Here is a 24,389-nt window from a genome sequence, read left to right on the forward strand (position 1 = left end):
TTCACTCAAGGCTTATTTGTTACGGATTTAAATGTTCAATTTGGTCCATAATATTTTCAAGTGCTTCAACTTTATACTGGAATCTACCATGGAAGACAAATTTTTCGAAGAATGTTTGCAGTTCTTCTTCACCTACAATCACCTTCACACCATTATCTCTCGAATAATTCGTAATGTGTTCACTACCTACCCCTTCTGCATTGTAGTACGCAATCGGTGTTACCGGATACGGTAACTCAAACACTTTCTCTAAACGTTCTGCTTTTAATTTCAATGCTTCAATCGAGTGGTTATATGTTCTGAATTCAGCATTACCGTCTTTGTTCTTATCGAGTACGATTGTCTGTTCAAGCTTCGGATCAAGCTCTAATATGTTGAATACACCTTCTAGCATCGGTTCGCCAGCAAACTGCATCTCACTTACACCGTGATAAATATGACCTGTCCAGTAATTAGAATCTATCAGGTAGATACCAGTTCTCGTCAATACGACATGATCAAGTTTATCAGTGCTTTTCACGCGTTTACCAGGAATATAGATATTTGCAAGAACGTGCATATCTTCCGGACGAATACGCTCCTCACGGATGAACTGTTCTTTTAACTGAATTAAAGTAAGGTCAGTTAAATATTCACCTTTATCTTTCGAGAACATCTTTAAAGATTCGATATGTGATGATTTCTCATCGATTGTTTTCTGTAATGTTTCTTTTTGTTCTGCTAATTCTTTTTTATATTGAAGTCGAGACTTTTCACTCTCATCGTGATACTCATCTGATCTAATTTTCTGTGCTTTACGAAATTCTTCTTCTTTACGCGCAATTGATTTTTTCTTGCTGGATAATGCGAGTAACCATAAGACGAAGAATAATAAAGCCAGGACACCTAAACCAATTAACACATAAAATAAAGTACTTCCTACTTCTACTGACATATCATTCACCTTTCTAACCGTATTTCCTTTATTATAATGAAATTTCAGAAGAACTTCATCGAAAATATGAAAGTAATTTGTGAAAGTTTACTCTAATTAAAAATATTAATAAGAAATTAATATTCTGAACAAAGATTAACAATGTTTAATAAAATATAAATTCTTAATTAATAATGATATGAAATAATTTAAGTGTCCTAAAAATATTTTTGGGCAAAATTAAATTTTCTCGGAGGATGATACCATGGCAATGTATAAACGTTTATTATTAGCAGGTACTTTCGCATCAGCATTATTATTAGGTGCATGTGGTGAAGAGGAAAAAACTGACGACGCAAAAACTGAAGATGCAGCAACAACTGAAGAAGAAGCTACTGAAGATGATGCTGCTACAGAAGAAGAAACTACTGAAGATGATGCTGAAGAAGAGACTACTGAAGAAGAAACTGAAGAAGCTTAATATTTTTTTATTGACTATCTCGCATGAGGTAGTCTTTTTTCATCCTACGAATAAAGCTAAAACGGCGGAATAGAAGTGGCCACTACGACAGAAAACCGAACAAAAACTATAAATCAAAGAACGATTTATTAGTTTTGTCCGGTTTTTGCTTGTGGCAGAACACTTCTATCCCTGCCTCTATTTATTTAAATTTGCTTTTAAATCTTCAATTTTATCTGTCGCTTCCCATGGTAAATCAACATCTGTACGACCGAAGTGACCGTAAGCAGCTGTTTGTTTATAAATTGGGCGGCGAAGATCTAACATCTGAATGATACCTGCTGGACGTAAGTCGAATGTTTTACGTACTGCATCAACAAGTTGTTGTTCAGTGTATTCAGAAGTACCATAAGTTTCAACTGAAATAGATACGGGTTGTGCTACACCGATCGCATAAGCTAATTGTACTTCACATTTGTCAGCTAGACCTGCTGCAACGATGTTCTTCGCAACATAACGCGCTGCATAAGCACCACTACGGTCAACTTTAGTCGCATCTTTACCAGAGAATGCACCACCACCGTGACGCGCATATCCGCCGTAAGTATCTACGATAATCTTACGGCCAGTAAGACCAGCATCCCCTTGAGGTCCACCGATTACGAAACGACCAGTTGGATTGATGAAATATTTTGTTTCTTCATCAATTAATTCAGCTGGAACAACTGGTTTAATAACGTGTTCTTTAATATCAGCCTGAATTTGTTCTAATTCAATCTTCTCATGGTGTTGAGATGAGATAACGATCGTGTCAATTCTTTTCGGTTTACCCGCTTCGTCATACTCAACAGTAACTTGTGTCTTACCATCTGGACGTAAGTATTCTAAAGTGCCATCTTTACGCACTGCAGTCAGACGGCGTGCTAATTCATGAGATAATGAAATTGGTAAAGGCATTAAGCTTTCAGTTTCATTACATGCAAATCCAAACATTAAACCTTGGTCACCAGCACCGATTGATTCGATATCTGAGTCAGATAAGTTACCACGGTCTTCTAATGCACGGTCTACCCCTTGAGCAATATCAGGCGACTGCTCATCGATTGCAGTAAGTACTGCCATCGTCTGGAAGTCATAGCCGAATTTAGCACGTGTATATCCGATTTCTTTTACAGTATCACGTACTACTTTAGGAATATCAACATATGTTGATGTAGTAATTTCACCTGCGATTAATGCCATACCTGTTGTTACTGATGTTTCACACGCTACACGTGCTTTTGGATCTCCTGTAAGAATTGCATCTAAGATTGCATCTGAAATTTGGTCAGCAATTTTATCTGGATGTCCTTCTGTTACTGATTCTGACGTAAATAATTTACGATCTGTCATTTATAAACACTCCTAATAAATATATATTTCACGGTTCAAGCTATAAATAAAAAATAGCCCTCTCTCCTATTAAGAGAGAAGGCTAATTATACATAATTAGTCCATTCTGCTCTTATCGTTCAGACAGCTGTCTGCAAACGGTTTGGCACCTTACTTAACAATGAAGTTAAGGGTTGCTGGGCTTCAAAGGGTCCATGTCCCTCCACCACTCTGGATAAGAGAATCCGCAAGTTAGATAATACTAAACTTTTTGTACACTGTCAATATATCGGATTGATTCACAAATTTTCTGAATAATATTTTATCTATAAAATTTTATTTATATTTAATGTAACACTTAAAACCTTATGTTATACTATTTCATGAAACTGCTTACATCAGCAGAAAATATAAACTTGGGGGACCTTTTAATGAGCGAACAAATCTTTGGTAAACTAGATAACTTATTAAAGAGTGATAGCGTATTAAATCAATTATCAAGAACACAGTTAATCAACGAAATTTTAGCAAATCGTGAAGGTGTATTAACAGAGTCAGGTGCTGTCAGAACTGAAACTGGTAAATATACAGGTCGTTCACCAAAAGATAAATTTATCGTTGAAGAAGAAGAAACAAAAGACCAAATCGACTGGGGTACAATCAACCAACCTATCTCTGAAGATATCTTCTTAAAATTATTAGACCGCGTTTTAGACTATTTAGGAACAAAAGATAAAGTTTATGAATTCAATGGTTATGCAGGTGCAGATCCTGCTACTCAATTAAATTTACGCGTCATCAATGAGTTAGCATGGCATAACTTATTTGCACGTACAATGTTTATCCGACCTGAAACATTCAATGAAGGTATCTTAATCGATCCAGACTTCACTATCATTTCTGCGCCACACTTTAAAGCAGATCCAAAAATCGATGGTACAAATTCTGAAACATTTATCATTACAAGTTTCAAACATAAAATTATCTTAATCGGTGGTACTGAATATGCTGGAGAAATGAAAAAAGGTATCTTCGGTGTAATGAACTACTTATTACCAACACAAGGTGTAATGAGTATGCATTGTTCAGCAAACGTTGGTGAAAATAAAGACGTTGCGTTATTCTTCGGTTTATCAGGAACAGGTAAAACAACTTTATCAGCTGACCCACACCGCAAATTAATCGGTGATGATGAACATGGCTGGAACGATAATGGTGTATTCAATATCGAAGGTGGATGTTACGCGAAGACAATCGACCTTTCTCGTGAGAAAGAACCACAAATCTATGATGCGATCCGTTACGGTGCGATTTTAGAAAATGTTAAAGTTGATGAAAAAGGTTTCCCAGACTATGAAGACAAATCATTAACTGAAAATACACGTGCAGCATACCCAATTGAAAATATCGATAACATCGTATTACCTTCAATTGCTGGTCATGCTAAAACAATCATCTTCTTAACAGCAGATGCATTCGGCGTATTACCTCCAATCTCTAAATTAACGAAAGAACAAGCAATGTACCACTTCTTAAGTGGATTTACATCTAAATTAGCAGGTACTGAGCGCGGGGTAACGAGCCCACAACCAGTATTCTCAACATGTTTCGGTTCTCCGTTCTTACCATTACATGCAACAGTATATGCGAATATGTTAGGTGAATTAATCGACAAGCATGGTTCAGACGTATACTTAGTAAACACTGGATGGACTGGTGGAGAATATGGTGTAGGTAGCCGTATGAGCTTAACACATACACGTTCTATGATCCGTCGTGCAATCAGTGGCGAAATTAAAAACTCTGAATTTACTCAAGATCCTATCTTCGGATTATATGTACCAAATTCAGTCGCAGGTGTTCCTAAAGAAATCTTAATGCCTCGTAACGCTTGGGTATCTCAAGATGCTTACGATGAAAAAGCAAAAGATTTAGCATTACGCTTCCAGGAAAACTTCAAGAAATTCGGTGAAAAGTCAGCAGAAATTGAAGAAAAAGGCGGCTTTATATTTAGAGGATAATAATAGAGGCTGGAGCTGAAGTGTTCTGCCACAAGCAAAAACCGAACAAAACTAATAAATCGCGCTTTGATTTATAGTTTTTGTTCGGTTTTTGTCGTAGGGGCAACTTCTGTTCTGCCGTTTAAGCTGTTAAAGATAAAAGGACTAAAATTTAAGTCACATCTTCATTTTATTCTACAGCTAACATCCATCTATAAATTTCTTCTAGTATCTTGCGTTCATTATCAGGTCGAAGGACGTGTGCTTCATCTTCTAAGTAAATCGCTTCATGCTTTACACCTAAGTTTTTAAGTCTTTCTTCAAGCATCTTGCCATGCGCGATATTAACCTGCTTATCTTCTGTTCCGTGAATAATCATAATTGGGGGACTGTCTGCTTTGATCAGATTAATACCTTCGCGTTTATCATAGGCAGCTTTATCTGAAATCGGACCGACGATGCGCTTTAACATGCTGCGCAAGTCTAGTCGCTCATCATACATGTAATAAATACTCGATACACCACCCCATGTAATAAAGGATGTCACATTACTATCCTGATACGTAACGAGTCCTTTAATACCCCCACGTGAAAAACCTATAAAATGTAATGGTACATCTGGATACTTTTTTCTTAATATACGCACAAGCGCATATACATCCTCACGGTCACTTCCACCAAACTCATCCTGACCATTATGATGCGTTCCACGGTAATAAGGTGCTGCAACAAGTGTATTCGGATAGGCAAAACGCATCAGTCCAGCTGGTCTAAGCGTCCCTACCTGCCCTTTTCCACCGCGAAGATATATAATGATGCGTTCTACAAGTTTCGGCTCATATAATAAGCCTTTAACTTCAAATTCGTCAGAGTGATAGGTTATCTCCTGAAAACTTATATCTTTATAAGTTGCAGGAATTACTTTACTCGTGATGAACATCAAAACGCTCCTTTAGTGTATCTAATAGGTATAGAATACAGTCATCTTTTAACAGGAAACTTTTATCTTCTGTCTGAATATCATCCAGCGCCTTTGCAATTACCGGACCATCTGTTTCCAGATAATCTTCACGCTTGTCGATTTGCGCTACTTCTACATAGAAGACATCTTTACTGAATGGTGACTGATCATATACGGTATAGGTACCTATAAACTCATAATTACGCACTACACCACCAGTTTCTTCATATAATTCACGATGCATCGCCTCAATAGGTGTTTCATCATACTCAACCTTACCACCCGGGAATTCAATACCTCGAATTTTATTATGCGTAAGTAGCATATTACCCTTAAAGTTTGTTATTATTAGTACATGTTTACTTGTTGGAATATCAGCCTTATCTTTAATTTCGAGGATTACTTTATTTCCAACATGATCTGTAAATATCATTAATCTGCTCCATTCATCACAAAATTATCTATCTAGAGGTCTCTATGAAAAAACTAACTATACTTTTTATTATTTTAACATTAATTATTACCGGTTGTGCAGCACCACAGGAAAAAAAGAAACCATTGACGAAAGACCAGATTATCGCTCGAATGCAGAAGAATATTAAAGCAACAGACAGCATTTCTCTTGATGCCACTAATAAGACAACGATTTCATATGATAAGTTCACAACAAAGTTTACACAGGATACAGCATCTCAATTTGATACGATCAATAAAAGTGCGCTACTTATTAAAGCTGATTCAAATAACACGAAATATCCTGTAAAGTCTGTTATATTCAATATGGATGAGGGGAATATAGAAGCCTTTCCTGAACCTCAATATTTAAATTATCGCGCACGCAATGCTGATATCCAGTACTTTTCAAGTGTCCAATCAAATATGGTCAATTTAACAGATATTGTTCAAAATGTCGTCAAAAAAGAAGTTGATAATATAAAAACGACGGATAGCACGATTCAATATCAAGGTAACTCTCAAAATTTAAAACATCTGTTTGATTACGGCGTCGATTTCTCAAGCATGAATCAAGTATCTACATTTAATGATCTCACTGATATTAAAATTCAGAGTGGTTCATTTGATGTTGAATTATCACCCGTGAAGAAGCTGCCAAAAACGCTGTACTTTGATATCAAGGTCAATGCTAAAATTAAAAACAAACCTGTCACAATATTGATGAAACAGGAAACGCACTATAAGAACTTTAATAAAACCAATGTATCTATGTATAAAGCAGAAGAAATTGATTAGGAGATTATTATGAAACAACTATTATTAGCTGGTATTAAATTTTACAGAAATTATATCTCACCAATGACACCACCCACATGCCGCTTCACACCGACATGTTCCCAATATGGATTAGAAGCAATTGAAACACACGGTGCATTAAAAGGAAGCTATTTAACGATCGTAAGAATCCTTAAATGTCATCCGTTTCATCCCGGTGGTTATGACCCGGTCCCAGACAAAGAACATCATCATCATTAAAAAAGGAAATTCCGAAATGGAATTTCCTTTTTATCTATACAGCTTTATTAATCGTAAGCAGCTAATAATGTGAGATGAGATTTCTTTACTTTTGGTACAGAAATATTGAGTCGATTGTCGTTAATTATTTCATCATATTCAGTAAAGTCATGCGCAAAATAAGTACCTTTCGGCGTAATGTCCGGTACAGTCTGAAACGTTTCACCGAGCAGCGCAGTGAAATATTTACTGAGACCAAATTCATACATGCCGCCGGATACGAGCTTCATTTCTGGTAAGTCTTCTTTTATCTTAAGTGCACTAGTCACGCCACCTAATCTACTATATTTAATAACTGCAGTATTAACGCCTATATTATAAAATTGTTGTATCGTATGCGCATCAGTCGCACTTTCATCAATAGCAAGATTAACCTTCGGATTCAAGCGATGCATTGAACGATAATCTTCAATAGAACTGAACGGCTCTTCAAAATAAAGAATGTCATACTCAGAAAGTTTACGGATTAAGTTAAAATGATTTGCATCCATTAACCCGTTTGCATCGATGACGATCTCTACATCACTCGTCTTACGAATGGATTGTACTTGCGCTAAAATATTGTGATGCATCTTTAATTTTACACGTGTAGCGTTCGGTTGAATAACACGTGCATCATGATGTAACGTTTGACCGATCAACACAGTCACTGGCTTTAGCGTATTAAAATATTGATACGCAATGATATCAAAACAACTGGATGCATTCGGTTTTTCAGAATCAAGTAAAGCATTGAATGCTTCTATTGAAGATATCGGTCTATTTTTTATTATTTGAAACTGATTGACGAGTGATTGATAAACCGTTTCAATCGTTTCAAAATGATACCACGGTGTCTCAAAACTATTTGCTTCCGCATAATATTCCACACCATCAATTACGATACCTGCTACAAGTACCTTCCGCTCATTTAAAGTAATAAGATTTGTCTTGATCGGCGCTTTAAAAGGTGCAGCATATGAATAAATATTAAGCTTTGAGATATTCATGCATAAACCATTCCTTACATTGATGACGTGATATTTTTCCGTTCGATGTTCGTTTTAAATTATTTACTCGAATAAATTGTTTAGGATGCTTATATTTTGCGATATTGTTATTTAATGCATTCTGAATAGTTGCATCCATATTATCATCCGCTTCATATAAACAAACCGGCACACTGCCCCACTCGCTGTCTTTAATACCAATAACACAAGCTGCTTGTACAGACGTATGACTTAATATGACTTGCTCAATTTCTGAAGGATATATATTTTCTCCACCTGAAATAATTAAATCTTTGCGACGGTCTAATATATAAAGATGATCCTCTTCGATATACCCGATATCTCCTGTTAAGAAATATCCATCTATGAATGCTTCTCGATTTGCACTTTCCGGATAAAGATAACCGTGCATGACATTATCCCCACGTACGCCAATTTCGCCGACCTGATTCACTGCATTAAATAATTGGATATTTTGATTGACCTGACCGACACTCTTTGGATACCTTTGAATATCTTTTGGTGATGCTGTAATCATCTGAGAACATGTTTCAGTCATGCCAAATGATGTATAGACGGGTAGGTTTGCACTTCGTGCCTGAATAAGTAAACGATCATCTAGTTTAGCACCACCAATCAGTATGCCTTGAAGGGCATATTGCTGGTTAAGTCCTTGTCTTAAGAGACGTTCTAACGTTTGGGGTACAAGCGAGATATGTGTGATCTCTTTTTCTTTAATATCGTCGATAATCTGCTTAGCATCAAACTTTTCATGCAATACGACAGTGCAGCCATCAATCACTGCACGTAATAATATGCTTAATCCGCTTATATGAAACAATGGAAGAACATCCAGCCAAATTGAATCATGGTCACACGTAAATATCTGTTTACAATTTCCGGCACTTGCTAAATGATTAATAAAGCGTTGAGGTACTGCTTTCTGAACACCAGTCGTCCCTGAAGTAAACATAATAGATAATATATCTTCTGGATGATTCGGTTTGGCAGTTAATGTTGAATGCTGATTTATTGCCTTTCTAACAAACTCTGATTTATGTATAGCAGAGATGTGCGTGTAATTATTATTTGAAAATAAAAGCTCTGTATCCACAGACGCCATTTGCTTTCTCATTTCATGTTCAGTCAGATGCTTATTGATCATCACTATTTCAATATTCGCAATTATCGCAGCATGAATAAAATAACAATCCATTAATGTATTTTCCGCTACAAGCGCAACACGATGATGTTGAAGTTGATCGAGTTCGTATGCTACTTTTTGAGCTTGTTCGTAGAGTAATTGATAAGAAATATGTTGATCTTGATAAAAAATTGCTGTTTTATCTGGATATCGATTTGCTGTTGTCTTAAGCCACTGCATAATGCCACGTCCTCTTAGTTAATATAATTATCATATCAAAAAGAAGAAGTTGATACATCGGAATGCGCTTTGGTGCTAGATGTTGATATATATTGTTTATCAACATCTACGTCATGATATATTCCCGACCTTCTTCACTAGATGTTGATATATTCCGTTTATCAACATCTACGACATGATATATTCCCGACCTTCATTGCTAGATGTTGATATATTTCGTTTATCAACATCTACGACATGATAAATTCCCGACCTTCTTCACTAGATGTTGATATATTCCTTTTATCAACATCTAGCGATGAGGTTCTATACTCTACTGATGATTCAAAAATTCCCTTCACTGTTTTCTTGACTGTATATTTGCGTCCTTTATTCTTTCCATACGTTTCAAATTCAGATTTCAGTACATTTCTAATCGTTGTTTTACCTATACCGGTATATCTACTAATATCAGCCGTAGTTACAGCATCATTTTTCAGGATTTTTATCGTTCTAAATGCATCAAGTACCAATTTATTTTTTGGAGTTTTATATCCACAATCACAACGTACAATTCTTTGACGTCCAGACACTATCGGCAAAAACTTTCGACATTCCGGACACTTCATACCTGGTTTTAAAGCATTGAAGGGATAATAATGTATGCGTTCATACTTACTATTAGGATGATGATGCTTTTTTAATAATTCTCCAATATATAGCTCTTCATTTGTCGGTTCACCCTCACCTAACATTTTCACAATTCTTGAGACGTCCGTTGAATATAATAGCTTATCAGTATGTTCTAGTCCACTCAATTCAAATGTAGGATTAATAAATAACACATAACTTTTCACCTGATAATCGATATTATTTTTATAACAGAAATACTTTAACTTCTTCTCTGCTTTATCGAGTTGTACTAATGGATTGGCATTCACATAATTATTCTCACTCACAAAGTTATTATTACTAAATGTATACGGTCCGGCAAAATTTTTTACATCAATATGTATAATAAATCTGTCTTTAATCAACAAAAAGTCAAATTGCACTTCGCCATTACTCCTGATTCTCACATTCCATAACTTCACGCCGCCACGTGTACCTTTCAATGCATCATAGCATATTCTCTCTCCCATATACCCACGTTCAAATGTATATAACTGTGATTCATCAAAACTGTCCAATTCTATACGATTCTTAACTTCCCACAAATATTGTTCATAATCACTAAAATCATATAATTTCAGAAACATATCATCACCTCACATATAATATACAAATGAACACAAAAATTAACAAATTAATTTTACGTAAATTTTGTTAACAAAAAAAGCACCCCAAAAAAAGGGTGCTTCACTCTCTTGCTTATGGGAATTTAGGGAATTGATCGAAGTTCGGCTGACGTTTTTCTTTAAATGCGTCACGACCTTCTTTCGCTTCATCACTTGTGTAGTAAAGTAATGTAGCGTCACCAGCGAATTGTTGTAAACCAGCTAGTCCATCAGTATCAGCGTTCATCGCAGCTTTTAAGAAACGTAATGCTGTTGGAGAATGTTGTAACATCTCTTTACACCATTGTACAGTTTCATCTTCAATTTGGTCTAAAGGTACTACTGTATTAACTAAGCCCATATCTAATGCTTCCTGCGCATCATATTGACGGCATAAGTACCAGATTTCACGTGCTTTTTTATGTCCAACGATTCTTGCTAAATAACCTGAACCATATCCAGCATCAAATGAACCTACTTTTGGTCCAGTTTGACCGAAACGTGCATTGTCAGCAGCGATTGTTAAGTCACATACGATGTGTAATACGTGTCCACCACCGATTGCATAGCCACGAACCATCGCGACAACTGGTTTAGGAATAACACGGATTAAACGTTGTAAATCTAATACATTTAAACGTGGAATATTATCATCACCTACGTAACCACCATGGCCACGTACTTTTTGGTCGCCACCTGAACAGAATGCTAAGTCACCTTCTCCTGTTAAGATGATTGCACCTACTCTTTGATCGTCACGTGCACGAGAGAATGCATCGATCATTTCCATTACTGTATTCGGTGTAAACGCGTTACGAACTTCCGGACGGTTGATCGTAATTTTCGCGATACCTTCAAAAAATTCATATTTTATTTCTTTATACTCTTTTAATGTTTCCCAAACTCTAGTCATGATTTTCCTCCTTGATAAACGATACTATTATTGTATCAAATATTTTTAAATTCTCCACATGAATTGTATGACCCGCTTCAATTATCATATGTCGGGCATCGGGCAGTGCTTCTACCATACGTTTAGCGATTGATTCAAACTTCTTATCTAAACTTCCAGTAAGCAATAAGACCGGTTTATTAAAGCTAGGTAAAAGCGGCCAGAGATTCGGTTGTCTGCCTGTTCCATATTCTCTTAAAGCTTTAGCAATACCCATTGGTTCGTGATGCATTCTTATCTCACGCTGTCTTGTTTGCTGTGCATCAGTTAACGGATGATACGTTTTAAATAAAGATAGCTTTTCCCAGTGTTTAATAAATGCCGGATAATCTGTTTCTATCCAATTACTGCGTTCTTCATCCTGCTGAATACGCTCTTTTCTTAATTGCTCATCTTCAATTCCAGGCGTCGCACTTTCGATTATAAGCTTATCGATTAATTCCGGATAATACAATGCAGTATATAGCGCTATACGCCCCCCCATTGAATAACCATACAGAATGATTTCGGTATATTGATTTCGATAACGCGTTAATGTTTGTGTTAGCGATGCTGCGATTGCATCAAATGACCACGTTTCATCCGTATTAAAAGCCGCTCCATGTCCTGGACATTCTACTAATAACACATCTGTGTGGGACAACAGTCTTTCTTTTGCTGGAAGAAAGGTTTGACTGCTACCCAGGAAACCATGAATCATGACAATAAGACTTTCTTTATCACGATTAAAATATTTATATTTCAGCATTGAGTTTCGCCTTTAAAGTAGTAATTAATGCACTGTGTGCTTTCAAATTCTCTTCTCGGTCAGAAGTGATTTCTATAATATGACCGCTTGCTTTCGGTAATGTGATTTCATCAAATACATTAAATTTCTTATATTTAAAGTCATACAACTTTGCAGTATGTTCAAAATCGAGATTCAGCGGTGTGCCAAATAAACGTTCAAAATGCTTCTTATCTTCATACTGTGGTAAATAACTGAATATACCGCCACCATTATTATTCATCACTACAATATTAATCATATGAGCATGGTGATATTCTGATAACATCTTCTGCATAACAAGACCGTTCATATCATGGAAAAATGAGATATCACCAATTATCAACGTCACCTTTTTATGTCGAGACATTCCAAGCGCCGTACTCACTACACCGTCAATACCATTTGCCCCACGATTACAATACGGTTTACCTTCAAAGTTTGTAAAGAATGTATCGCAATCTCTTATCGGCATACTGTTACCCAGAAAGATGACTTCATTCTTCTTGATTTGTTTAAAGATCTGATACATCGCACTACCTTCGTCGAATATCGTTTGTGTGTGCTGCATAATGTGATTGATGACTAAATCATTTAATGTATGCCAGAATTTAATCCATGATTGATTGTTGACTGGTTTCTCTTCTGCGACTTGTCTAAAGAAGTCGTTTGCAGTAATTTCGATAAATAAATCCGGCACTTTCGGAAATGTATTAGGCTGAATTCTTGGTTGAATTAAAATTTGTGGTGCCGTCTGTGCTTTAATCCATTGATTGATCGCTTTCGATACAACTGCGTTACCGACACGAATAATATATCCCGGCTGAATATCTTTAATGACTTTAAAGATACTGTCTCCTGTTGTCACAACATTCGGATGTTTTAAATCACGAATCTGACTGAGCGGATCTGCAATAATCGGTATATTATGTATTGTAGAAAAGACAAGCATCTGTGTTAAATCTTCCAGCTGACAATCACCAACGATTATAATGCCTTTTTCCTGACGAATGATTGGTTTGACTGTATTGACATCAAATGTCTTCTGATAACTAACCTGAACCTTTGGGTTGATCATCATCATTTCTGCTAGCTCAAAGTCCGGCATCAATGGTTCTCTGAAAGGTATATTGAAATGTACCGGGCCTTTCATCGGTCCACTGAAATAACGACTAGACTGCATCATTACAGCATCGATAAATTGAATCGATTCATCTGTATCATCTGCGATCGGAAAGTCACGTTCATATTGAACAAAATTGCTAAACATCCCTACTTGATTAATCGCCTGTGGTGCACCGACATTGCGCAGTTCATGGGGTCTGTCACTCGTAATCACAACGAGTGGCATATGACTGATAAAACACTCAGACACTGCCGGTGTGTAGTTACTTGCCGCAGTACCAGATGTACAGAGTACAGCAACCGGCTTGTTCGTTGCTTTCATTAGTCCAAGTGCATAGAAAGCTGCACTGCGTTCATCTGGATGAATATACGTCTTCATCTTTGGATGAAGTTCACATGCTATCGCAACTGGTGTTGAGCGTGATCCAGGTGAAATCACTATCTCATGTACACCATAATCATATAATGATTTAACGAAATGAAACACTTGTTTAGTTAACGCGTCATTCATCTTCATTTACTCCTAACATTTCTAACATCGGTTTAAATTTAATTTCTGTTTCATAAACTTCACTCTCTACAACACTTGACTTAACAATGCCACATCCTGCAAAGAGCATCGCAGTGTTATCCTGGATCACCATCGAACGGATGGCAACGATAAACTCACCTTCATCATTTAAATCAACATAACCTAATGGTGCCCCGTATAATCCACGCCCTTCATTTGCTTCCGCTAAGAAATGCATCGCCGCACGTTTCGGAAAACCACCTAGCGCAGGTGTTGGATGTAGACTTTCAGTTACTTCTAATAATCCACCACGATTCAACTTCGCATTGATCGGTGTATATAAATGATAGAAAAATTGATTTTCTAATATATCCGGTGATTGTTTTAAAGTAATCTCATTTGTAAACGGTGCTAAATCTTCCTTTATACTTTCTACAACGATTTTATGTTCATATAGATTCTTTTCATCATCCAGTAACTTTTGTTTCGCATTATCAATACTTTTGCCCATCGTTCCGGCAATGGCATTTGTATGAAGGATGCCATCCTGCACCGCAACAAGCTGTTCAGGTGTCTTTGTAATAAATGTTTGTGCACCAGACTCAATTAAAGCAAAATAACTCACTTCATGATTTTTCATCGCCTGCTCGATGAGTGGCAATATATCGATATCGCGTGCCATTGTAATCTTTCTTTTTCTTGAAAGCACAACTTTTTCCAGTTTATCTTGCTGCATCATCGATATTGCTTTATGTGCATTAGATTTAAATAAGTCCAGATCAATATCTTCAGCAGATATTATTTTGTTATCTTGTACTTTTTCTGCTGCATGATGTCTTAATGCATCAATTATCTGTATTTTATCTGAAGACTGATCAACAAATATTATTGAAGCGTGTCCATTGCTTTCTACAATCTGTATTTTCGGAATGATGAAATGACTCTTTTCATATGCAGAAAAATTTTTACTTTCATTATTATCAAACTGGAAGCCACCAAAAAGTTTTAATTCATACTGCGAACCATTACCAATATATGCTGCATCCTGAACAATCGCCTTAAACTGTCGTTCGATATGTACAGGATGAATCGTATCTGCTGTAAGTACTGAATGATGACCGATACCGATTAACTTAAAAGATTTATCTTTATTGATAAAGACATAACGCTCTCCTGCAAATGCATGAAAATAATCCATGATCCATGCAACATTTAGCTGGAAGTCTAAATCAAATTGTTCTATTTTATTAATTTTATTCGTTGTTAAATGCGTCTCAAACTGTTGATTAATCGGCACATGCTACACTTCTTTCACTTCAAAATAATATACTTATTATTTTAACATTATTCAATGATTATTGGACAAATTATGCTAGATTTGTTGACGATGACTATTATTAAATATAAAATTTATACATTAAGAATAAAAGAGGTATGAATATGTCTGAACATTTACAACAACACACTGGTATTGCAAAGTATTATCACTTAATGCGACCACACACTTTAACAGCAAGTTTCGTACCTGTACTTGTCGGAACAGCATGCGCAAAATATTTCACTGATATCCGTATCGATCTATTAATTATCATGCTTATTGCGTGCTTACTAATACAAGCGGCAACAAATATGTTTAATGAATATTTCGATTATAAGCGCGGACTGGATGATCATACATCGGTCGGAATCGGTGGTGCAATCGTAAGAAATGGTATGAGTCCTAAGTCAGTATATAATTTAGCGATTGCTTTTTATATTATTGCAGCCATATTAGGTCTTTATATTTGTTCTCAATCGTCATGGTTAATCTTACTTGTTGGAATTGTATGTATGGCAGTAGGTTATTTCTATACAGGTGGCCCCGTTCCAATTTCATGGACACCATTCGGTGAAATCTTTGCAGGATTCTTTATGGGATTTGTAATCATTATGATTACATTCTACATTCAGGTGGGACATCTAGAATGGTACCCTGCAATTATGTCAATTCCAGTTTCAATCAATATCGGCATGATTAATATGGCTAATAATATTCGTGACCGTGTAAAAGATAAAGCGAGTGGCAGAAAGACATATGTTATCTTAGTCGGGAAAACAATCGCAATTATTACAATGGCATTATTATACTTAATCAGTTTCCTGGTAGTACTGTATACAGTATTCTATAAACCATATGGTTCACCATTTTTATTACTTGTATTGTTAAGCTTTAACTTACCAATCAAAGCAGTAAATCGCTTCTTTAAAGGCAATACACCGATTGAACTCATGCCTGCAATGAAAGTTACGGGACAATTCAACACCGTATTCGGATTCTTATTTGCACTAGGCTTATATCTCGCAGCATTAACTGCAATTTAAAAAATCGTGAGGCTATTATCTAGTCTCACGATTTTTTTATTATTATTTTTATTATTTTTGATTGAAGAATTCTTTTAATCTTGCTACAACTGCTTGTGCATCTTCTTCTGTGACATCACGTACACCAGATTTTGTTAAATCAATTACGTAACTTTGTGCATCATAATGCACATCGATAGAAGTTCCATTCACATCATAGCTGCGTGGTTGAATCTCCTGCACTTTATCTTCTTCGTGATTTTCACGGTAATCTGAACCAAATTGACCTAATTTAAGTTCAGCATATGATACGAGTTTATCGATATTTGCCATTGTTAATGTCCCCCTTTATATTGTCTCAGACATTTTAATTCTAATAAATTCCACAATTTCAGGCAAGTCTTTACTTTTAATCATTCGTAAAGTTACTGATTTTTCACTTAATTTCTTTCGTTTATATTTGAAGAATAACTCTCCATATTCCCCTTCAGTATCAGGCTCAAAATCAATGTTAACTATATCCGCATATTTAATTACTTCATAGTAAATACGCTTTGATTTCATTTTACTATGGACCATAGAAATACGATCATCTAATAAAATAAACAAACCATGTTGGTTCAAATTAATATGACTATAAGTTGCAAAATGAATCAGTTCCTTGTTTTTAATATCTTTGCAAATCACTTTTAATAATTTAATAAAGAAACGGCGCTCAGATTTTTTAATTCTTTTAAAGATTTTCGAAAAGCGTTTATATCTTACTGGATAGTTAATTTCTGCTAACACTTTACGTGTCGATGCTTTATCTTTCATTTCATCACCTTATGATTTCTATTTTGTATTATAATTCACAATTAACTTTAGAAGTATAATATTTGAATAACTTTATTATACATGCTTTCTACATTAAAAAATAGATAGTAAAGCAACTTTTATTTGTAGGTATATACGTAAAATAAACGTAGGTATTAAACGAAATAAAACTACTGATGATTTCATTAAAGAATCAACAGTAGTTTTATTATTTAACGGATCGTGAGAGATTCGAACTCTCGAAACGCTTGTGACGTTTACACACTTTCCAGGCGTGCTCCTTCGGCCAACTCGGACAACGATCCATAATAATTAAAAAAAAATCAGAAGCGATATTTCACTTCTGATTATATGACCCCTACGGGATTCGAACCCGTGTTACCGCCGTGAAAGGGCGGTGTCTTAACCGCTTGACCAAGGGGCCAAAATGGCTCCACAGGTAGGACTCGAACCTACGACCGATCGGTTAACAGCCGATAGCTCTACCACTGAGCTACTGTGGAATAATAATGGAGCGGGTGATCGGAATCGAACCGACAACATCAGCTTGGAAGGCTGAGGTTTTACCACTAAACTACACCCGCGTTACAAATGGGGCGACTGATGGGAATCGAACCCACGAGTGTCGGAACCACAATCCGATGCGTTAACCACTTCGCCACAATCGCCAAATTTATTTTAAAAAGATGGCTCAGGACGGAATCGAACCGCCGACACATGGATTTTCAATCCATTGCTCTACCGACTGAGCTACTGAGCCAAAATGGCGGTCCCGACGGGAATCGAACCCGCGATCTCCTGCGTGACAGGCAGGCATGTTAACCGCTACACCACGGGACCACTAATAATTGCGGGAGGCGGATTTGAACCACCGACCTTCGGGTTATGAGCCCGACGAGCTACCAGACTGCTCCATCCCGCGATAATAATATGTTGTCTCTCGTAAAAAGAGTACTTTTAAAATATATCATTTTAAGTTTGTGAACGCAACATTAAAAAAGTGTAAATTTTATCTTTAGAGGCATATTTCATACGAATGTTGTATAAAAGTATGTTCTTGTAGGTAATCTAGTGATATATTTGGTTTATTCTAACCATCAAAAAACCAGACATGTTGTTACATGTCTGGTAAAAAACCAAGATCTATTCTATTACTTTTCAATTTGATGTACTAAATGCGTTAAAATATCACAATATGGTGTTTCTATCCCTGCTTCATCACCAAATCGACTAACAGCACCTGTTAAGTAATCAACTTCTGTCTTACGTCCATTATGAATATCTTGAGTCATAGATGGATAATGCAGACCAACGACATCAGGTGAGTACATTTTATGGAATTTCTCCATTGTTGCATCTAAATCAAGCTTTGCACCTTTAGTAGCCCCTACTGCAATGATTTCCTTAACTAATGGGATTAACATTGCATCTGCTTGTTCATATGCACCAAAATCCCCGATACGTTTATCCGTTACCGAACAGTATGTGTTGAAGCAGCAGTTCACTAAAGCTTTATTCCAGATTGATGTCACAATATCATTACTGATCACACCGTTAAGTTTCGCTTCATCTAAAATTACTTTCAATTGTTCAATGAAAGCATCCACATGCCCATCAGGATATCCATATTCAATATTACCAGTGCCTTCTAAAATTAATTCACCAGGTCCTTTTAAACCTGCTGACCACATTGTTACAGCCAGTATAACTTGCTCAACCGACAATTTCTTCAGCAGCATATCACCATGACCTAAACCATTCATCAGAGACATCACTTTCGTTTCTTTTGTAATAACACCCTGTTTGATTAAATTATCGATTGTTTCTTCAGCAGTCAACGCTTTTGTTAATAAAATTACCAAATCTGCCGGTTCATTATAGTCATCCATAAATACTGCCTTCACTTTATGGTTTGTTGTTTCACCATAAGAATGAACAGTAACACCATTATCATTCATCGCATCAACATGGTCCTGCCATTTATCAAGCATCACCACATCTTGTCCACTTTCAGTTAAATAAAGACCTACACGTCCACCCATTGCACCTGCGCCTGCCATAACTATTTTCATACTTTCTTCCTCCTCATTTGATTATCTAATATTATTTTATCTCAGGAATAAGTAAGTTTGTTAAATCGTTCACATACTTTGTTATGTATTAATTTGTAGTCATATAGATAAAATTAATACATCTATGAAGGAGCATAATATTAAAAATATAATGAGTTTATAATAATTCAAAAGTTCAGATTATTCAATAATTTGTTTTAAATATTAAAAAAAACACTTAGCATACACTAAGTGTTTTGTAACGGAGATGGAGAGATTCGAACTCTCGCGCCGGTTACCCGACCTACACCCTTAGCAGGGGCGCCTCTTCAGCCAACTTGAGTACATCTCCATGGCTCCACAGGTAGGACTCGAACCTACGACCGATCGGTTAACAGCCGATAGCTCTACCACTGAGCTACTGTGGAATAATTTCAATCAACAAATACTATTATATCAATTGAAATGAATTGGTCAATACTTTTGGTAAATATTTTTATGGAACATTTACACCTTTTTCTCTAATAATGCATACATTGCTAACATTTCGAATAGATTTGCCCTACATTTGTCAAAATGCACTGTTTCCTGTGTATACATTTCTTGTTTTAACGCTTTTGCTCTTACACAATATTCCAGTTTAATCCCATGCAAATACTGCGTATTAAAAGTATACGTTGTCACCGGAAAAGATACTTGTGACTGATCATCAAATTCTACAACAGTATCATAATGTTCACCTGCGTGAAATCGATTTACATAGTGAACATTGATCCAGGCCATATCGTTACTTCGATCACTGTGCGTCGGAAAGAAATATGTTTGTGTACCAGGCTGTACGATGATTGGTGGTTTTGTATAAATTTCTGCAATCATCTTCGTAGATATTTTTCTCGCTTTATATGAAGCATGATAAAAGAATAATGAGTCTTCAATGATATGTAATGGCTTCTTTTTAAATATAAATGTTTCTCTTCCATATTCACCAATTTCAGAAAGTACACTTCTACCATCTCTATACGCCTTAATATACATCGTCTTTTCATTAACAATATATTTCTCCATATCAACTTTCTCCTTTGTCAATATATTGATAATATTATACACAATTCCAATTAACATTTGTTAACTTTCTCAAATTTTTTACATAGTTTACATTAGAAAAAGATATGTTTACAAAGTTAAAAATATGGTTATATATTATTAATCAAAACGAACTAATGTTAATTAATATAATTTTCTGAATACTATTGCAATTTAGAATATTATATAATATACTCGTTTTAATACATTTGAGGAGGTAATACTTATGAACTATAATCAGCAAACACAATTAAATGGTCTTGAAACTTTCGTATCTAATCTCAATAATTTATATATCGAGCTTATCATTGACGAAGCTGTTAAAAGTCATCAAAAGAAATTATTAAAAGAAAAGATTGATTTGTCTTTATTAAATCATAACCAGGAAGCATTTCTAGAGTATACGAGTGAATTGAAAGCTCTGGAGGAAATTTAAATTGAATACGATAAAATAAAGCGCCAATACCTCAAAAATTAATTTTAAGGATTGGCGCTAAAAATTTGTCTTTTTTTATTTTGCAACTAAACTTAAAAATTCTTCTTTCGTTACTCTACCGAAGTAATGTCCAAAGTCTACTGTATCTAACACTGCCTTCACTGCCTTTTGATTATGTGGTAATCCTTTAAGTTTCTGTTCGATCTCAGTAACTTCACCTACACCGAAGAAATCACCGAATATTTTAATATCATCAATCATACCTTTAATGACATTAATCTTAAGTTCCAACATACCTCCAGGGAATTTCTGCTTAACTTCATAATTATATTTCGGATTTTTCCCATAATTCCAGTCATAGTTACGATATTTCTGATCACTGATTTCTTTGATCTTCTTCCAGTCTTCTTCCTGAAGTTGATATTCTTCAATCTCACCATCGAATATTGAATGCAGTAATGTCTGTTTAAAATCTTCCATTGACATTGGTGCTTCAAGAAATTCCTGAATGTTTGCTACACGTGAACGAATAGATTTTATGCCCTTTGTTATGAGTTTCTTTTCACTTACGGTTAAGCTCTTCACGACTTCTTCAATATCACTGTTTAACATCAGTGTGCCGTGCGAGAACATGCGATCTCCCGATTGAAACATCGCATTACCTGAGATTTTACGTTCGCCAACCTGAAGATCATTACGTCCTGTCATCTCAGCTTTGACACCTAATTTATTAAGTGCCTCTACGATTGGCATCGTAAATCTCTTAAAGTTATGGAAACTGTCTTCATCAGCTTTTGTTACGAAGCTAAAATTTAAATTGCCTAAATCATGATAAACTGCTCCACCACCAGAAATACGACGAACAACATGAATATTTTGTTCATCAACATATGATTGATTAATTTCAGCAAATGTATTTTGATTCTTTCCGATAATGATTGATGGTTCATTAACATAGAATAAGAAATAGGAATCATCTTTCGGTAAATGTTTCAATACGTATTCTTCCATTGCTAAATTCAATGAAGGATCCGTTATATTATTATTGTGAATAAATTTCATAACATCCTCCTAAAGTGTGTCTGTATTTCATTATAATGCTGCTGATTTATTATAGACAATGTTTTGTTTATTCATGTGCTATTTGTAATGCAGCGCGTTGTCCTTGTGCGACGCAGTCTGGCAGTCCTACCGCTTCAAAAGATGCACCGGTAATCACTAAACCAGGATACTGTGTCTTAATATAATGCTGAATCGCGCGAATGCGATCAATATGACCTACTTCATATTGTGGCATACTGTTAAATAATTTTGTCACAATGGTAAATTCAGGTTCACCTTTAATTTCCATCATTTTATCTAAATCATTTCGCGCAAGTTTCACAATCGCTGCATCGTCATTATCTTTAACCACATTGCTGCCAGGACGACCAACATATGCTCGTAACAGTGTCTTACCTGGTGGTGTTGTATGAGACCATTTCTTGTCTGTCCACGTACACGCAGTGATGACGGTATCAGAGTTTTTAGCAATGACAAAACCTGTACCATTTTCATTATTATTCACCTGACTGTCATCAAAAGCCATCACAACGGTAGCCACACTTGTCGTCTCCATATAGTCGAAATAGTTTAATGGTCCATCATTGAGCCAGTTGCGAAATACTGTATGAGGAACCGTAATAATGACTTTATCGTAGTACACTTTCTCCCCATTTACAGTAATATGATAGCCGTTATCTAATTTCTCGATGCCATCAACTTTATGATTATATTTTATAGAGATACCTTTTTGCTCTAAGTCTTTTACAAGCGCCTCTATAAAACTCATTAAGCCATTTTTAAATTGTCTAAACTGTCCCTGAACTGGTCCTTTACTTTTAGGCGCTTTCTTCTTATTAGCATGCATTCCTTTTATAAGACCACCGTGCTTTTCTTCAGTCGCTTTAAAGTCCGGGAATGTAGATTTTAAACTTAACTTATCAATATCAGCACCATATATACCTGATAACAATGGTTCTATCAAGTTTTCTAAAGTTTCATTGCCTAAACGTCGTCTGAAAAAAGCACCGACTGAAACATCCGGTTCCATCGGTTTTGGTTGAATCAAGTAATCCATTCCTGCACGCAATTTTCCGATTGGTGAGATCAGACGTGTTGATAAAAATGGTTTCATCTCAGTCGGAATACCTAATATTGAACCACCAGGTATTGGATAAAGTTTATTTTTGGCATAAATATATGATTTTCCGGTATTATTTACTACAATTTCATCTTTTAAACCGATTGCTTCAGCAAGTTCTGTCATAATCTTTTTACGTCCAAGATATGATTCTGGACCTAATTCTATCGTATACCCGTCTTTTTGGTAAGTTTTTATCTTACCACCTGGTACGTCACTCGCCTCTAATATATCAATTTCAATCGATGAATCTTCTTTTTGCAGATAGTACGCTGCTGATAATCCGGTAATACCTGCGCCGATCACTGCACATTTCTTTGCCATGTTAAACACTCATTTCTATTGATTTAATACACTTTGAATTTCATCCACCATCGCACCAATAAAACGTTCATCCGTATTCGGCATCGCAGGGCGATAATATTTCACATTTAAATCGTCACACACGACTTTACATTCATAATCATTATCATATAATACTTCTAAATGTTCACAGACAAATCCTACTGGTGTATAGATAAAATGTTCATACTGTTCTTCTTCGTGTAATTTACGTGTTAAATCCTGTACATCAGGTCCTAACCAAGGATCTGGTGTATTACCTTCTGACTGCCATCCAGTTTCAACATTTAAAATTTTAGAATTGTCCATGATCATTGTTGCAGTATCTTCTAATTGATCTGGATAAGGATCGCCTGCTGCTTTAATTTTCTCCGGCAGACTATGCGCGCTGACAATCAACACTGTCTTTTCCCAATCAGTCTGTGGAATTGTATCTAGTGTGCTGTTCACTTGATCTGTCCAGAATGCAATAAATTTATCCTGATTATAGAATGATTCAACATGTTTAAGTTGAATACCATATTTACTTGCTTCTTCTGCTGCACGTTTATTGTAACTTCCTACTGAGAAGTTAGAATAATGTGGTGCTAAGACAATTGTTACCGCTTCAGTAATACCATCATTATGCATCGCTTCTACTGCATCTTCTATAAAAGGTGCGATATGCTTTAGACCGATATATAATTGATAGTCCTCACCTGTAGCTTCATTTAATGCTTTCACTAAAGCTTCTGCCTGGCGTTCTGTTGTCCCTGCTAGCGGTGAGATACCACCGATTGCTTTATAGCGATCTTTTAAATCCTGTAAACTTTCTTCAGATGGTTTTCTACCATGTCTAATATGTGTATAGTATGGTTCAATATCCTCTTCTTTATATGGCGTACCGTAAGCCATAACGAGTAATCCCTTTTTAGTCATTCA

General features: G+C 35.8%; 24 protein-coding genes, 10 tRNA genes and 1 riboswitch. Of the genes, 6 read left to right on the forward strand and 28 right to left on the reverse strand.

Annotated elements, in window-relative coordinates; genetic code table 11:
- Window positions 1-19: 19 nt before the first annotated feature.
- Complete coding sequence (locus KFV12_RS10005) at window positions 20-934, reverse strand: nuclease-related domain-containing protein (protein ID WP_111716363.1); 915 nt, start codon at window positions 932-934, stop codon at window positions 20-22.
- A 244-nt stretch (window positions 935-1,178) separates the two neighbouring features.
- Between KFV12_RS10005 and KFV12_RS10010 the strand changes: the two genes are divergently transcribed.
- Complete coding sequence (locus KFV12_RS10010) at window positions 1,179-1,394, forward strand: hypothetical protein (protein WP_254256700.1); 216 nt, start codon at window positions 1,179-1,181, stop codon at window positions 1,392-1,394.
- Window positions 1,395-1,571: 177 nt separating this feature from the next.
- Here KFV12_RS10010 and metK read toward each other — a convergent pair whose 3' ends face one another.
- Window positions 1,572-2,765 (reverse strand): methionine adenosyltransferase, encoded by a 1,194-nt coding sequence (gene metK / locus KFV12_RS10015; RefSeq protein WP_111716361.1) that lies wholly within the window; start codon window positions 2,763-2,765, stop codon window positions 1,572-1,574.
- Between the two features lie 109 nt (window positions 2,766-2,874).
- A riboswitch (SAM riboswitch) is annotated at window positions 2,875-2,986 on the reverse strand.
- Window positions 2,987-3,175: 189 nt separating this feature from the next.
- Here metK and pckA point away from each other — a divergent pair.
- A complete protein-coding gene (pckA, locus tag KFV12_RS10020; protein WP_111716359.1) occupies window positions 3,176-4,765 on the forward strand; it encodes a phosphoenolpyruvate carboxykinase (ATP) in 1,590 nt (529 codons plus the stop codon).
- A gap of 169 nt (window positions 4,766-4,934) precedes the next feature.
- Here pckA and KFV12_RS10025 read toward each other — a convergent pair whose 3' ends face one another.
- Together KFV12_RS10025 and ytkD are read right to left on the reverse strand one after the other, a co-directional pair.
- Entirely contained in the window at window positions 4,935-5,684 is a 750-nt protein-coding gene (locus tag KFV12_RS10025; RefSeq protein WP_254256701.1) for an alpha/beta hydrolase family protein, read from the reverse strand.
- A complete protein-coding gene (gene ytkD / locus KFV12_RS10030) occupies window positions 5,668-6,138 on the reverse strand; it encodes an RNA deprotection pyrophosphohydrolase (RefSeq protein ID WP_254256702.1) in 471 nt (156 codons plus the stop codon). Before ytkD ends, KFV12_RS10025 begins: the two co-directional genes overlap by 17 nt.
- Window positions 6,139-6,182: 44 nt before the next feature.
- Between ytkD and KFV12_RS10035 the strand changes: the two genes are divergently transcribed.
- Both KFV12_RS10035 and yidD read left to right on the forward strand, forming a co-directional pair.
- Window positions 6,183-6,956: a hypothetical protein gene (locus KFV12_RS10035; RefSeq protein WP_254256703.1), complete on the forward strand. Its 774-nt coding sequence runs from the start codon at window positions 6,183-6,185 to the stop codon at window positions 6,954-6,956.
- A gap of 9 nt (window positions 6,957-6,965) precedes the next feature.
- Window positions 6,966-7,196, forward strand: coding sequence for a membrane protein insertion efficiency factor YidD (gene yidD / locus KFV12_RS10040; protein ID WP_199798128.1), 231 nt, complete (start codon window positions 6,966-6,968; stop codon window positions 7,194-7,196).
- A gap of 47 nt (window positions 7,197-7,243) precedes the next feature.
- Here the strand turns inward: yidD and KFV12_RS10045 are convergent, their stop codons facing one another.
- The 7 genes from KFV12_RS10045 to KFV12_RS10075 form a co-directional block, all read right to left on the reverse strand.
- The gene (locus tag KFV12_RS10045; RefSeq protein ID WP_239243220.1) at window positions 7,244-8,224 is read right to left on the reverse strand and encodes an enolase C-terminal domain-like protein; all 981 of its coding nucleotides are present in this window, start codon (window positions 8,222-8,224) and stop codon (window positions 7,244-7,246) included.
- Window positions 8,205-9,608, reverse strand: a complete 1,404-nt coding sequence (gene menE, locus KFV12_RS10050) for an o-succinylbenzoate--CoA ligase (RefSeq protein ID WP_254256704.1) — start codon at window positions 9,606-9,608, stop codon at window positions 8,205-8,207. The genes KFV12_RS10045 and menE overlap by 20 nt, the downstream gene beginning before the upstream one ends.
- A 230-nt stretch (window positions 9,609-9,838) precedes the next feature.
- Entirely contained in the window at window positions 9,839-10,846 is a 1,008-nt protein-coding gene (locus KFV12_RS10055) for a nuclease-related domain-containing protein (RefSeq protein ID WP_254256705.1), read from the reverse strand.
- A 112-nt stretch (window positions 10,847-10,958) separates the two neighbouring features.
- Window positions 10,959-11,780, reverse strand: a complete 822-nt coding sequence (gene menB / locus KFV12_RS10060; RefSeq protein ID WP_199798222.1) for a 1,4-dihydroxy-2-naphthoyl-CoA synthase — start codon at window positions 11,778-11,780, stop codon at window positions 10,959-10,961.
- Window positions 11,770-12,564, reverse strand: coding sequence for a 2-succinyl-6-hydroxy-2,4-cyclohexadiene-1-carboxylate synthase (gene menH / locus KFV12_RS10065; protein WP_254256706.1), 795 nt, complete (start codon window positions 12,562-12,564; stop codon window positions 11,770-11,772). The genes menB and menH overlap by 11 nt, the downstream gene beginning before the upstream one ends.
- Entirely contained in the window at window positions 12,551-14,224 is a 1,674-nt protein-coding gene (gene menD, locus KFV12_RS10070; RefSeq protein WP_170122523.1) for a 2-succinyl-5-enolpyruvyl-6-hydroxy-3-cyclohexene-1-carboxylic-acid synthase, read from the reverse strand. The genes menH and menD overlap by 14 nt, the downstream gene beginning before the upstream one ends.
- Complete coding sequence (locus KFV12_RS10075) at window positions 14,211-15,515, reverse strand: isochorismate synthase (protein WP_239243214.1); 1,305 nt, start codon at window positions 15,513-15,515, stop codon at window positions 14,211-14,213. The genes menD and KFV12_RS10075 overlap by 14 nt, the downstream gene beginning before the upstream one ends.
- 143 nt (window positions 15,516-15,658) lie before the next feature.
- On the opposite strand from KFV12_RS10075, the gene KFV12_RS10080 reads away from it, so the two are divergent.
- Complete coding sequence (locus tag KFV12_RS10080) at window positions 15,659-16,579, forward strand: 1,4-dihydroxy-2-naphthoate polyprenyltransferase (protein WP_239243213.1); 921 nt, start codon at window positions 15,659-15,661, stop codon at window positions 16,577-16,579.
- A gap of 51 nt (window positions 16,580-16,630) precedes the next feature.
- On the opposite strand, the gene KFV12_RS10085 is transcribed toward KFV12_RS10080, so the two are convergent.
- From KFV12_RS10085 to KFV12_RS10150, 14 genes are all read right to left on the reverse strand, one after another.
- Window positions 16,631-16,891, reverse strand: coding sequence for a hypothetical protein (locus KFV12_RS10085; RefSeq protein ID WP_099576714.1), 261 nt, complete (start codon window positions 16,889-16,891; stop codon window positions 16,631-16,633).
- A gap of 15 nt (window positions 16,892-16,906) precedes the next feature.
- On the reverse strand, window positions 16,907-17,374 hold the full coding sequence (locus KFV12_RS10090) for a PH domain-containing protein (RefSeq protein WP_111716337.1): 468 nt from the start codon (window positions 17,372-17,374) through the stop codon (window positions 16,907-16,909).
- Between the two features lie 216 nt (window positions 17,375-17,590).
- Window positions 17,591-17,679 (reverse strand) — tRNA-Ser (locus tag KFV12_RS10095).
- 47 nt (window positions 17,680-17,726) lie between these two features.
- Window positions 17,727-17,798: transfer RNA gene (locus tag KFV12_RS10100), tRNA-Glu, on the reverse strand.
- A gap of 4 nt (window positions 17,799-17,802) precedes the next feature.
- Window positions 17,803-17,877: transfer RNA gene (locus KFV12_RS10105), tRNA-Asn, on the reverse strand.
- A gap of 7 nt (window positions 17,878-17,884) precedes the next feature.
- Window positions 17,885-17,958, reverse strand: a tRNA-Gly gene (locus tag KFV12_RS10110).
- Between the two features lie 8 nt (window positions 17,959-17,966).
- Window positions 17,967-18,042: transfer RNA gene (locus tag KFV12_RS10115), tRNA-His, on the reverse strand.
- Between the two features lie 19 nt (window positions 18,043-18,061).
- Window positions 18,062-18,134 (reverse strand) — tRNA-Phe (locus KFV12_RS10120).
- A gap of 4 nt (window positions 18,135-18,138) precedes the next feature.
- A tRNA-Asp gene (locus KFV12_RS10125) sits at window positions 18,139-18,214 on the reverse strand.
- 8 nt (window positions 18,215-18,222) lie between these two features.
- Window positions 18,223-18,296 (reverse strand) — tRNA-Met (locus tag KFV12_RS10130).
- 229 nt (window positions 18,297-18,525) lie between these two features.
- Complete coding sequence (locus tag KFV12_RS10135) at window positions 18,526-19,446, reverse strand: ketopantoate reductase family protein (protein WP_254256707.1); 921 nt, start codon at window positions 19,444-19,446, stop codon at window positions 18,526-18,528.
- Window positions 19,447-19,688: 242 nt separating this feature from the next.
- Window positions 19,689-19,777: transfer RNA gene (locus KFV12_RS10140), tRNA-Ser, on the reverse strand.
- Window position 19,778: 1 nt separating this feature from the next.
- Window positions 19,779-19,853: transfer RNA gene (locus tag KFV12_RS10145), tRNA-Asn, on the reverse strand.
- A 79-nt stretch (window positions 19,854-19,932) separates the two neighbouring features.
- Window positions 19,933-20,490, reverse strand: coding sequence for a competence protein ComK (locus tag KFV12_RS10150; protein ID WP_170122521.1), 558 nt, complete (start codon window positions 20,488-20,490; stop codon window positions 19,933-19,935).
- Between the two features lie 244 nt (window positions 20,491-20,734).
- On the opposite strand from KFV12_RS10150, the gene KFV12_RS10155 reads away from it, so the two are divergent.
- Complete coding sequence (locus tag KFV12_RS10155) at window positions 20,735-20,944, forward strand: IDEAL domain-containing protein (protein ID WP_099576706.1); 210 nt, start codon at window positions 20,735-20,737, stop codon at window positions 20,942-20,944.
- 75 nt (window positions 20,945-21,019) lie between these two features.
- Here the strand turns inward: KFV12_RS10155 and lplA are convergent, their stop codons facing one another.
- The 3 genes from lplA to hemH form a co-directional block, all read right to left on the reverse strand.
- A complete protein-coding gene (gene lplA, locus KFV12_RS10160; RefSeq protein ID WP_254256708.1) occupies window positions 21,020-22,006 on the reverse strand; it encodes a lipoate--protein ligase in 987 nt (328 codons plus the stop codon).
- Window positions 22,007-22,073: 67 nt separating this feature from the next.
- Window positions 22,074-23,450: a protoporphyrinogen oxidase gene (gene hemY, locus KFV12_RS10165; RefSeq protein ID WP_254256709.1), complete on the reverse strand. Its 1,377-nt coding sequence runs from the start codon at window positions 23,448-23,450 to the stop codon at window positions 22,074-22,076.
- Between the two features lie 15 nt (window positions 23,451-23,465).
- Window positions 23,466-24,386, reverse strand: coding sequence for a ferrochelatase (hemH, locus tag KFV12_RS10170; protein WP_254256710.1), 921 nt, complete (start codon window positions 24,384-24,386; stop codon window positions 23,466-23,468).
- Window positions 24,387-24,389: the final 3 nt, after the last annotated feature.

It is taken from the genome of Macrococcus epidermidis (genome assembly GCF_024205965.1).
GTDB lineage: Bacteria > Bacillota > Bacilli > Staphylococcales > Staphylococcaceae > Macrococcoides > Macrococcoides epidermidis.

Excerpts from the sequence above, each read along its gene's own strand:
- hemH (WP_254256710.1), bottom strand. The coding sequence starts at position 24,386 with ATGACTAAAAAGGGATTACTCGTTATGGCTTACGGTACGCCATATAAA.
- KFV12_RS10005 (WP_111716363.1), bottom strand. The coding sequence starts at position 934 with ATGTCAGTAGAAGTAGGAAGTACTTTATTTTATGTGTTAATTGGTTTA.
- KFV12_RS10080 (WP_239243213.1), top strand. The coding sequence starts at position 15,659 with ATGTCTGAACATTTACAACAACACACTGGTATTGCAAAGTATTATCAC.
- hemY (WP_254256709.1), bottom strand. The coding sequence starts at position 23,450 with ATGGCAAAGAAATGTGCAGTGATCGGCGCAGGTATTACCGGATTATCA.
- metK (WP_111716361.1), bottom strand. The coding sequence starts at position 2,765 with ATGACAGATCGTAAATTATTTACGTCAGAATCAGTAACAGAAGGACAT.
- KFV12_RS10055 (WP_254256705.1), bottom strand. The coding sequence starts at position 10,846 with ATGTTTCTGAAATTATATGATTTTAGTGATTATGAACAATATTTGTGG.
- KFV12_RS10085 (WP_099576714.1), bottom strand. The coding sequence starts at position 16,891 with ATGGCAAATATCGATAAACTCGTATCATATGCTGAACTTAAATTAGGT.
- menD (WP_170122523.1), bottom strand. The coding sequence starts at position 14,224 with ATGAAGATGAATGACGCGTTAACTAAACAAGTGTTTCATTTCGTTAAA.
- KFV12_RS10155 (WP_099576706.1), top strand. The coding sequence starts at position 20,735 with ATGAACTATAATCAGCAAACACAATTAAATGGTCTTGAAACTTTCGTA.
- pckA (WP_111716359.1), top strand. The coding sequence starts at position 3,176 with ATGAGCGAACAAATCTTTGGTAAACTAGATAACTTATTAAAGAGTGAT.
- yidD (WP_199798128.1), top strand. The coding sequence starts at position 6,966 with ATGAAACAACTATTATTAGCTGGTATTAAATTTTACAGAAATTATATC.
- menH (WP_254256706.1), bottom strand. The coding sequence starts at position 12,564 with ATGCTGAAATATAAATATTTTAATCGTGATAAAGAAAGTCTTATTGTC.
- lplA (WP_254256708.1), bottom strand. The coding sequence starts at position 22,006 with ATGAAATTTATTCACAATAATAATATAACGGATCCTTCATTGAATTTA.
- KFV12_RS10035 (WP_254256703.1), top strand. The coding sequence starts at position 6,183 with ATGAAAAAACTAACTATACTTTTTATTATTTTAACATTAATTATTACC.
- KFV12_RS10010 (WP_254256700.1), top strand. The coding sequence starts at position 1,179 with ATGGCAATGTATAAACGTTTATTATTAGCAGGTACTTTCGCATCAGCA.
- KFV12_RS10150 (WP_170122521.1), bottom strand. The coding sequence starts at position 20,490 with ATGGAGAAATATATTGTTAATGAAAAGACGATGTATATTAAGGCGTAT.
- KFV12_RS10045 (WP_239243220.1), bottom strand. The coding sequence starts at position 8,224 with ATGAATATCTCAAAGCTTAATATTTATTCATATGCTGCACCTTTTAAA.
- menE (WP_254256704.1), bottom strand. The coding sequence starts at position 9,608 with ATGCAGTGGCTTAAGACAACAGCAAATCGATATCCAGATAAAACAGCA.
- KFV12_RS10135 (WP_254256707.1), bottom strand. The coding sequence starts at position 19,446 with ATGAAAATAGTTATGGCAGGCGCAGGTGCAATGGGTGGACGTGTAGGT.
- KFV12_RS10025 (WP_254256701.1), bottom strand. The coding sequence starts at position 5,684 with ATGTTCATCACGAGTAAAGTAATTCCTGCAACTTATAAAGATATAAGT.
- KFV12_RS10090 (WP_111716337.1), bottom strand. The coding sequence starts at position 17,374 with ATGAAAGATAAAGCATCGACACGTAAAGTGTTAGCAGAAATTAACTAT.
- ytkD (WP_254256702.1), bottom strand. The coding sequence starts at position 6,138 with ATGATATTTACAGATCATGTTGGAAATAAAGTAATCCTCGAAATTAAA.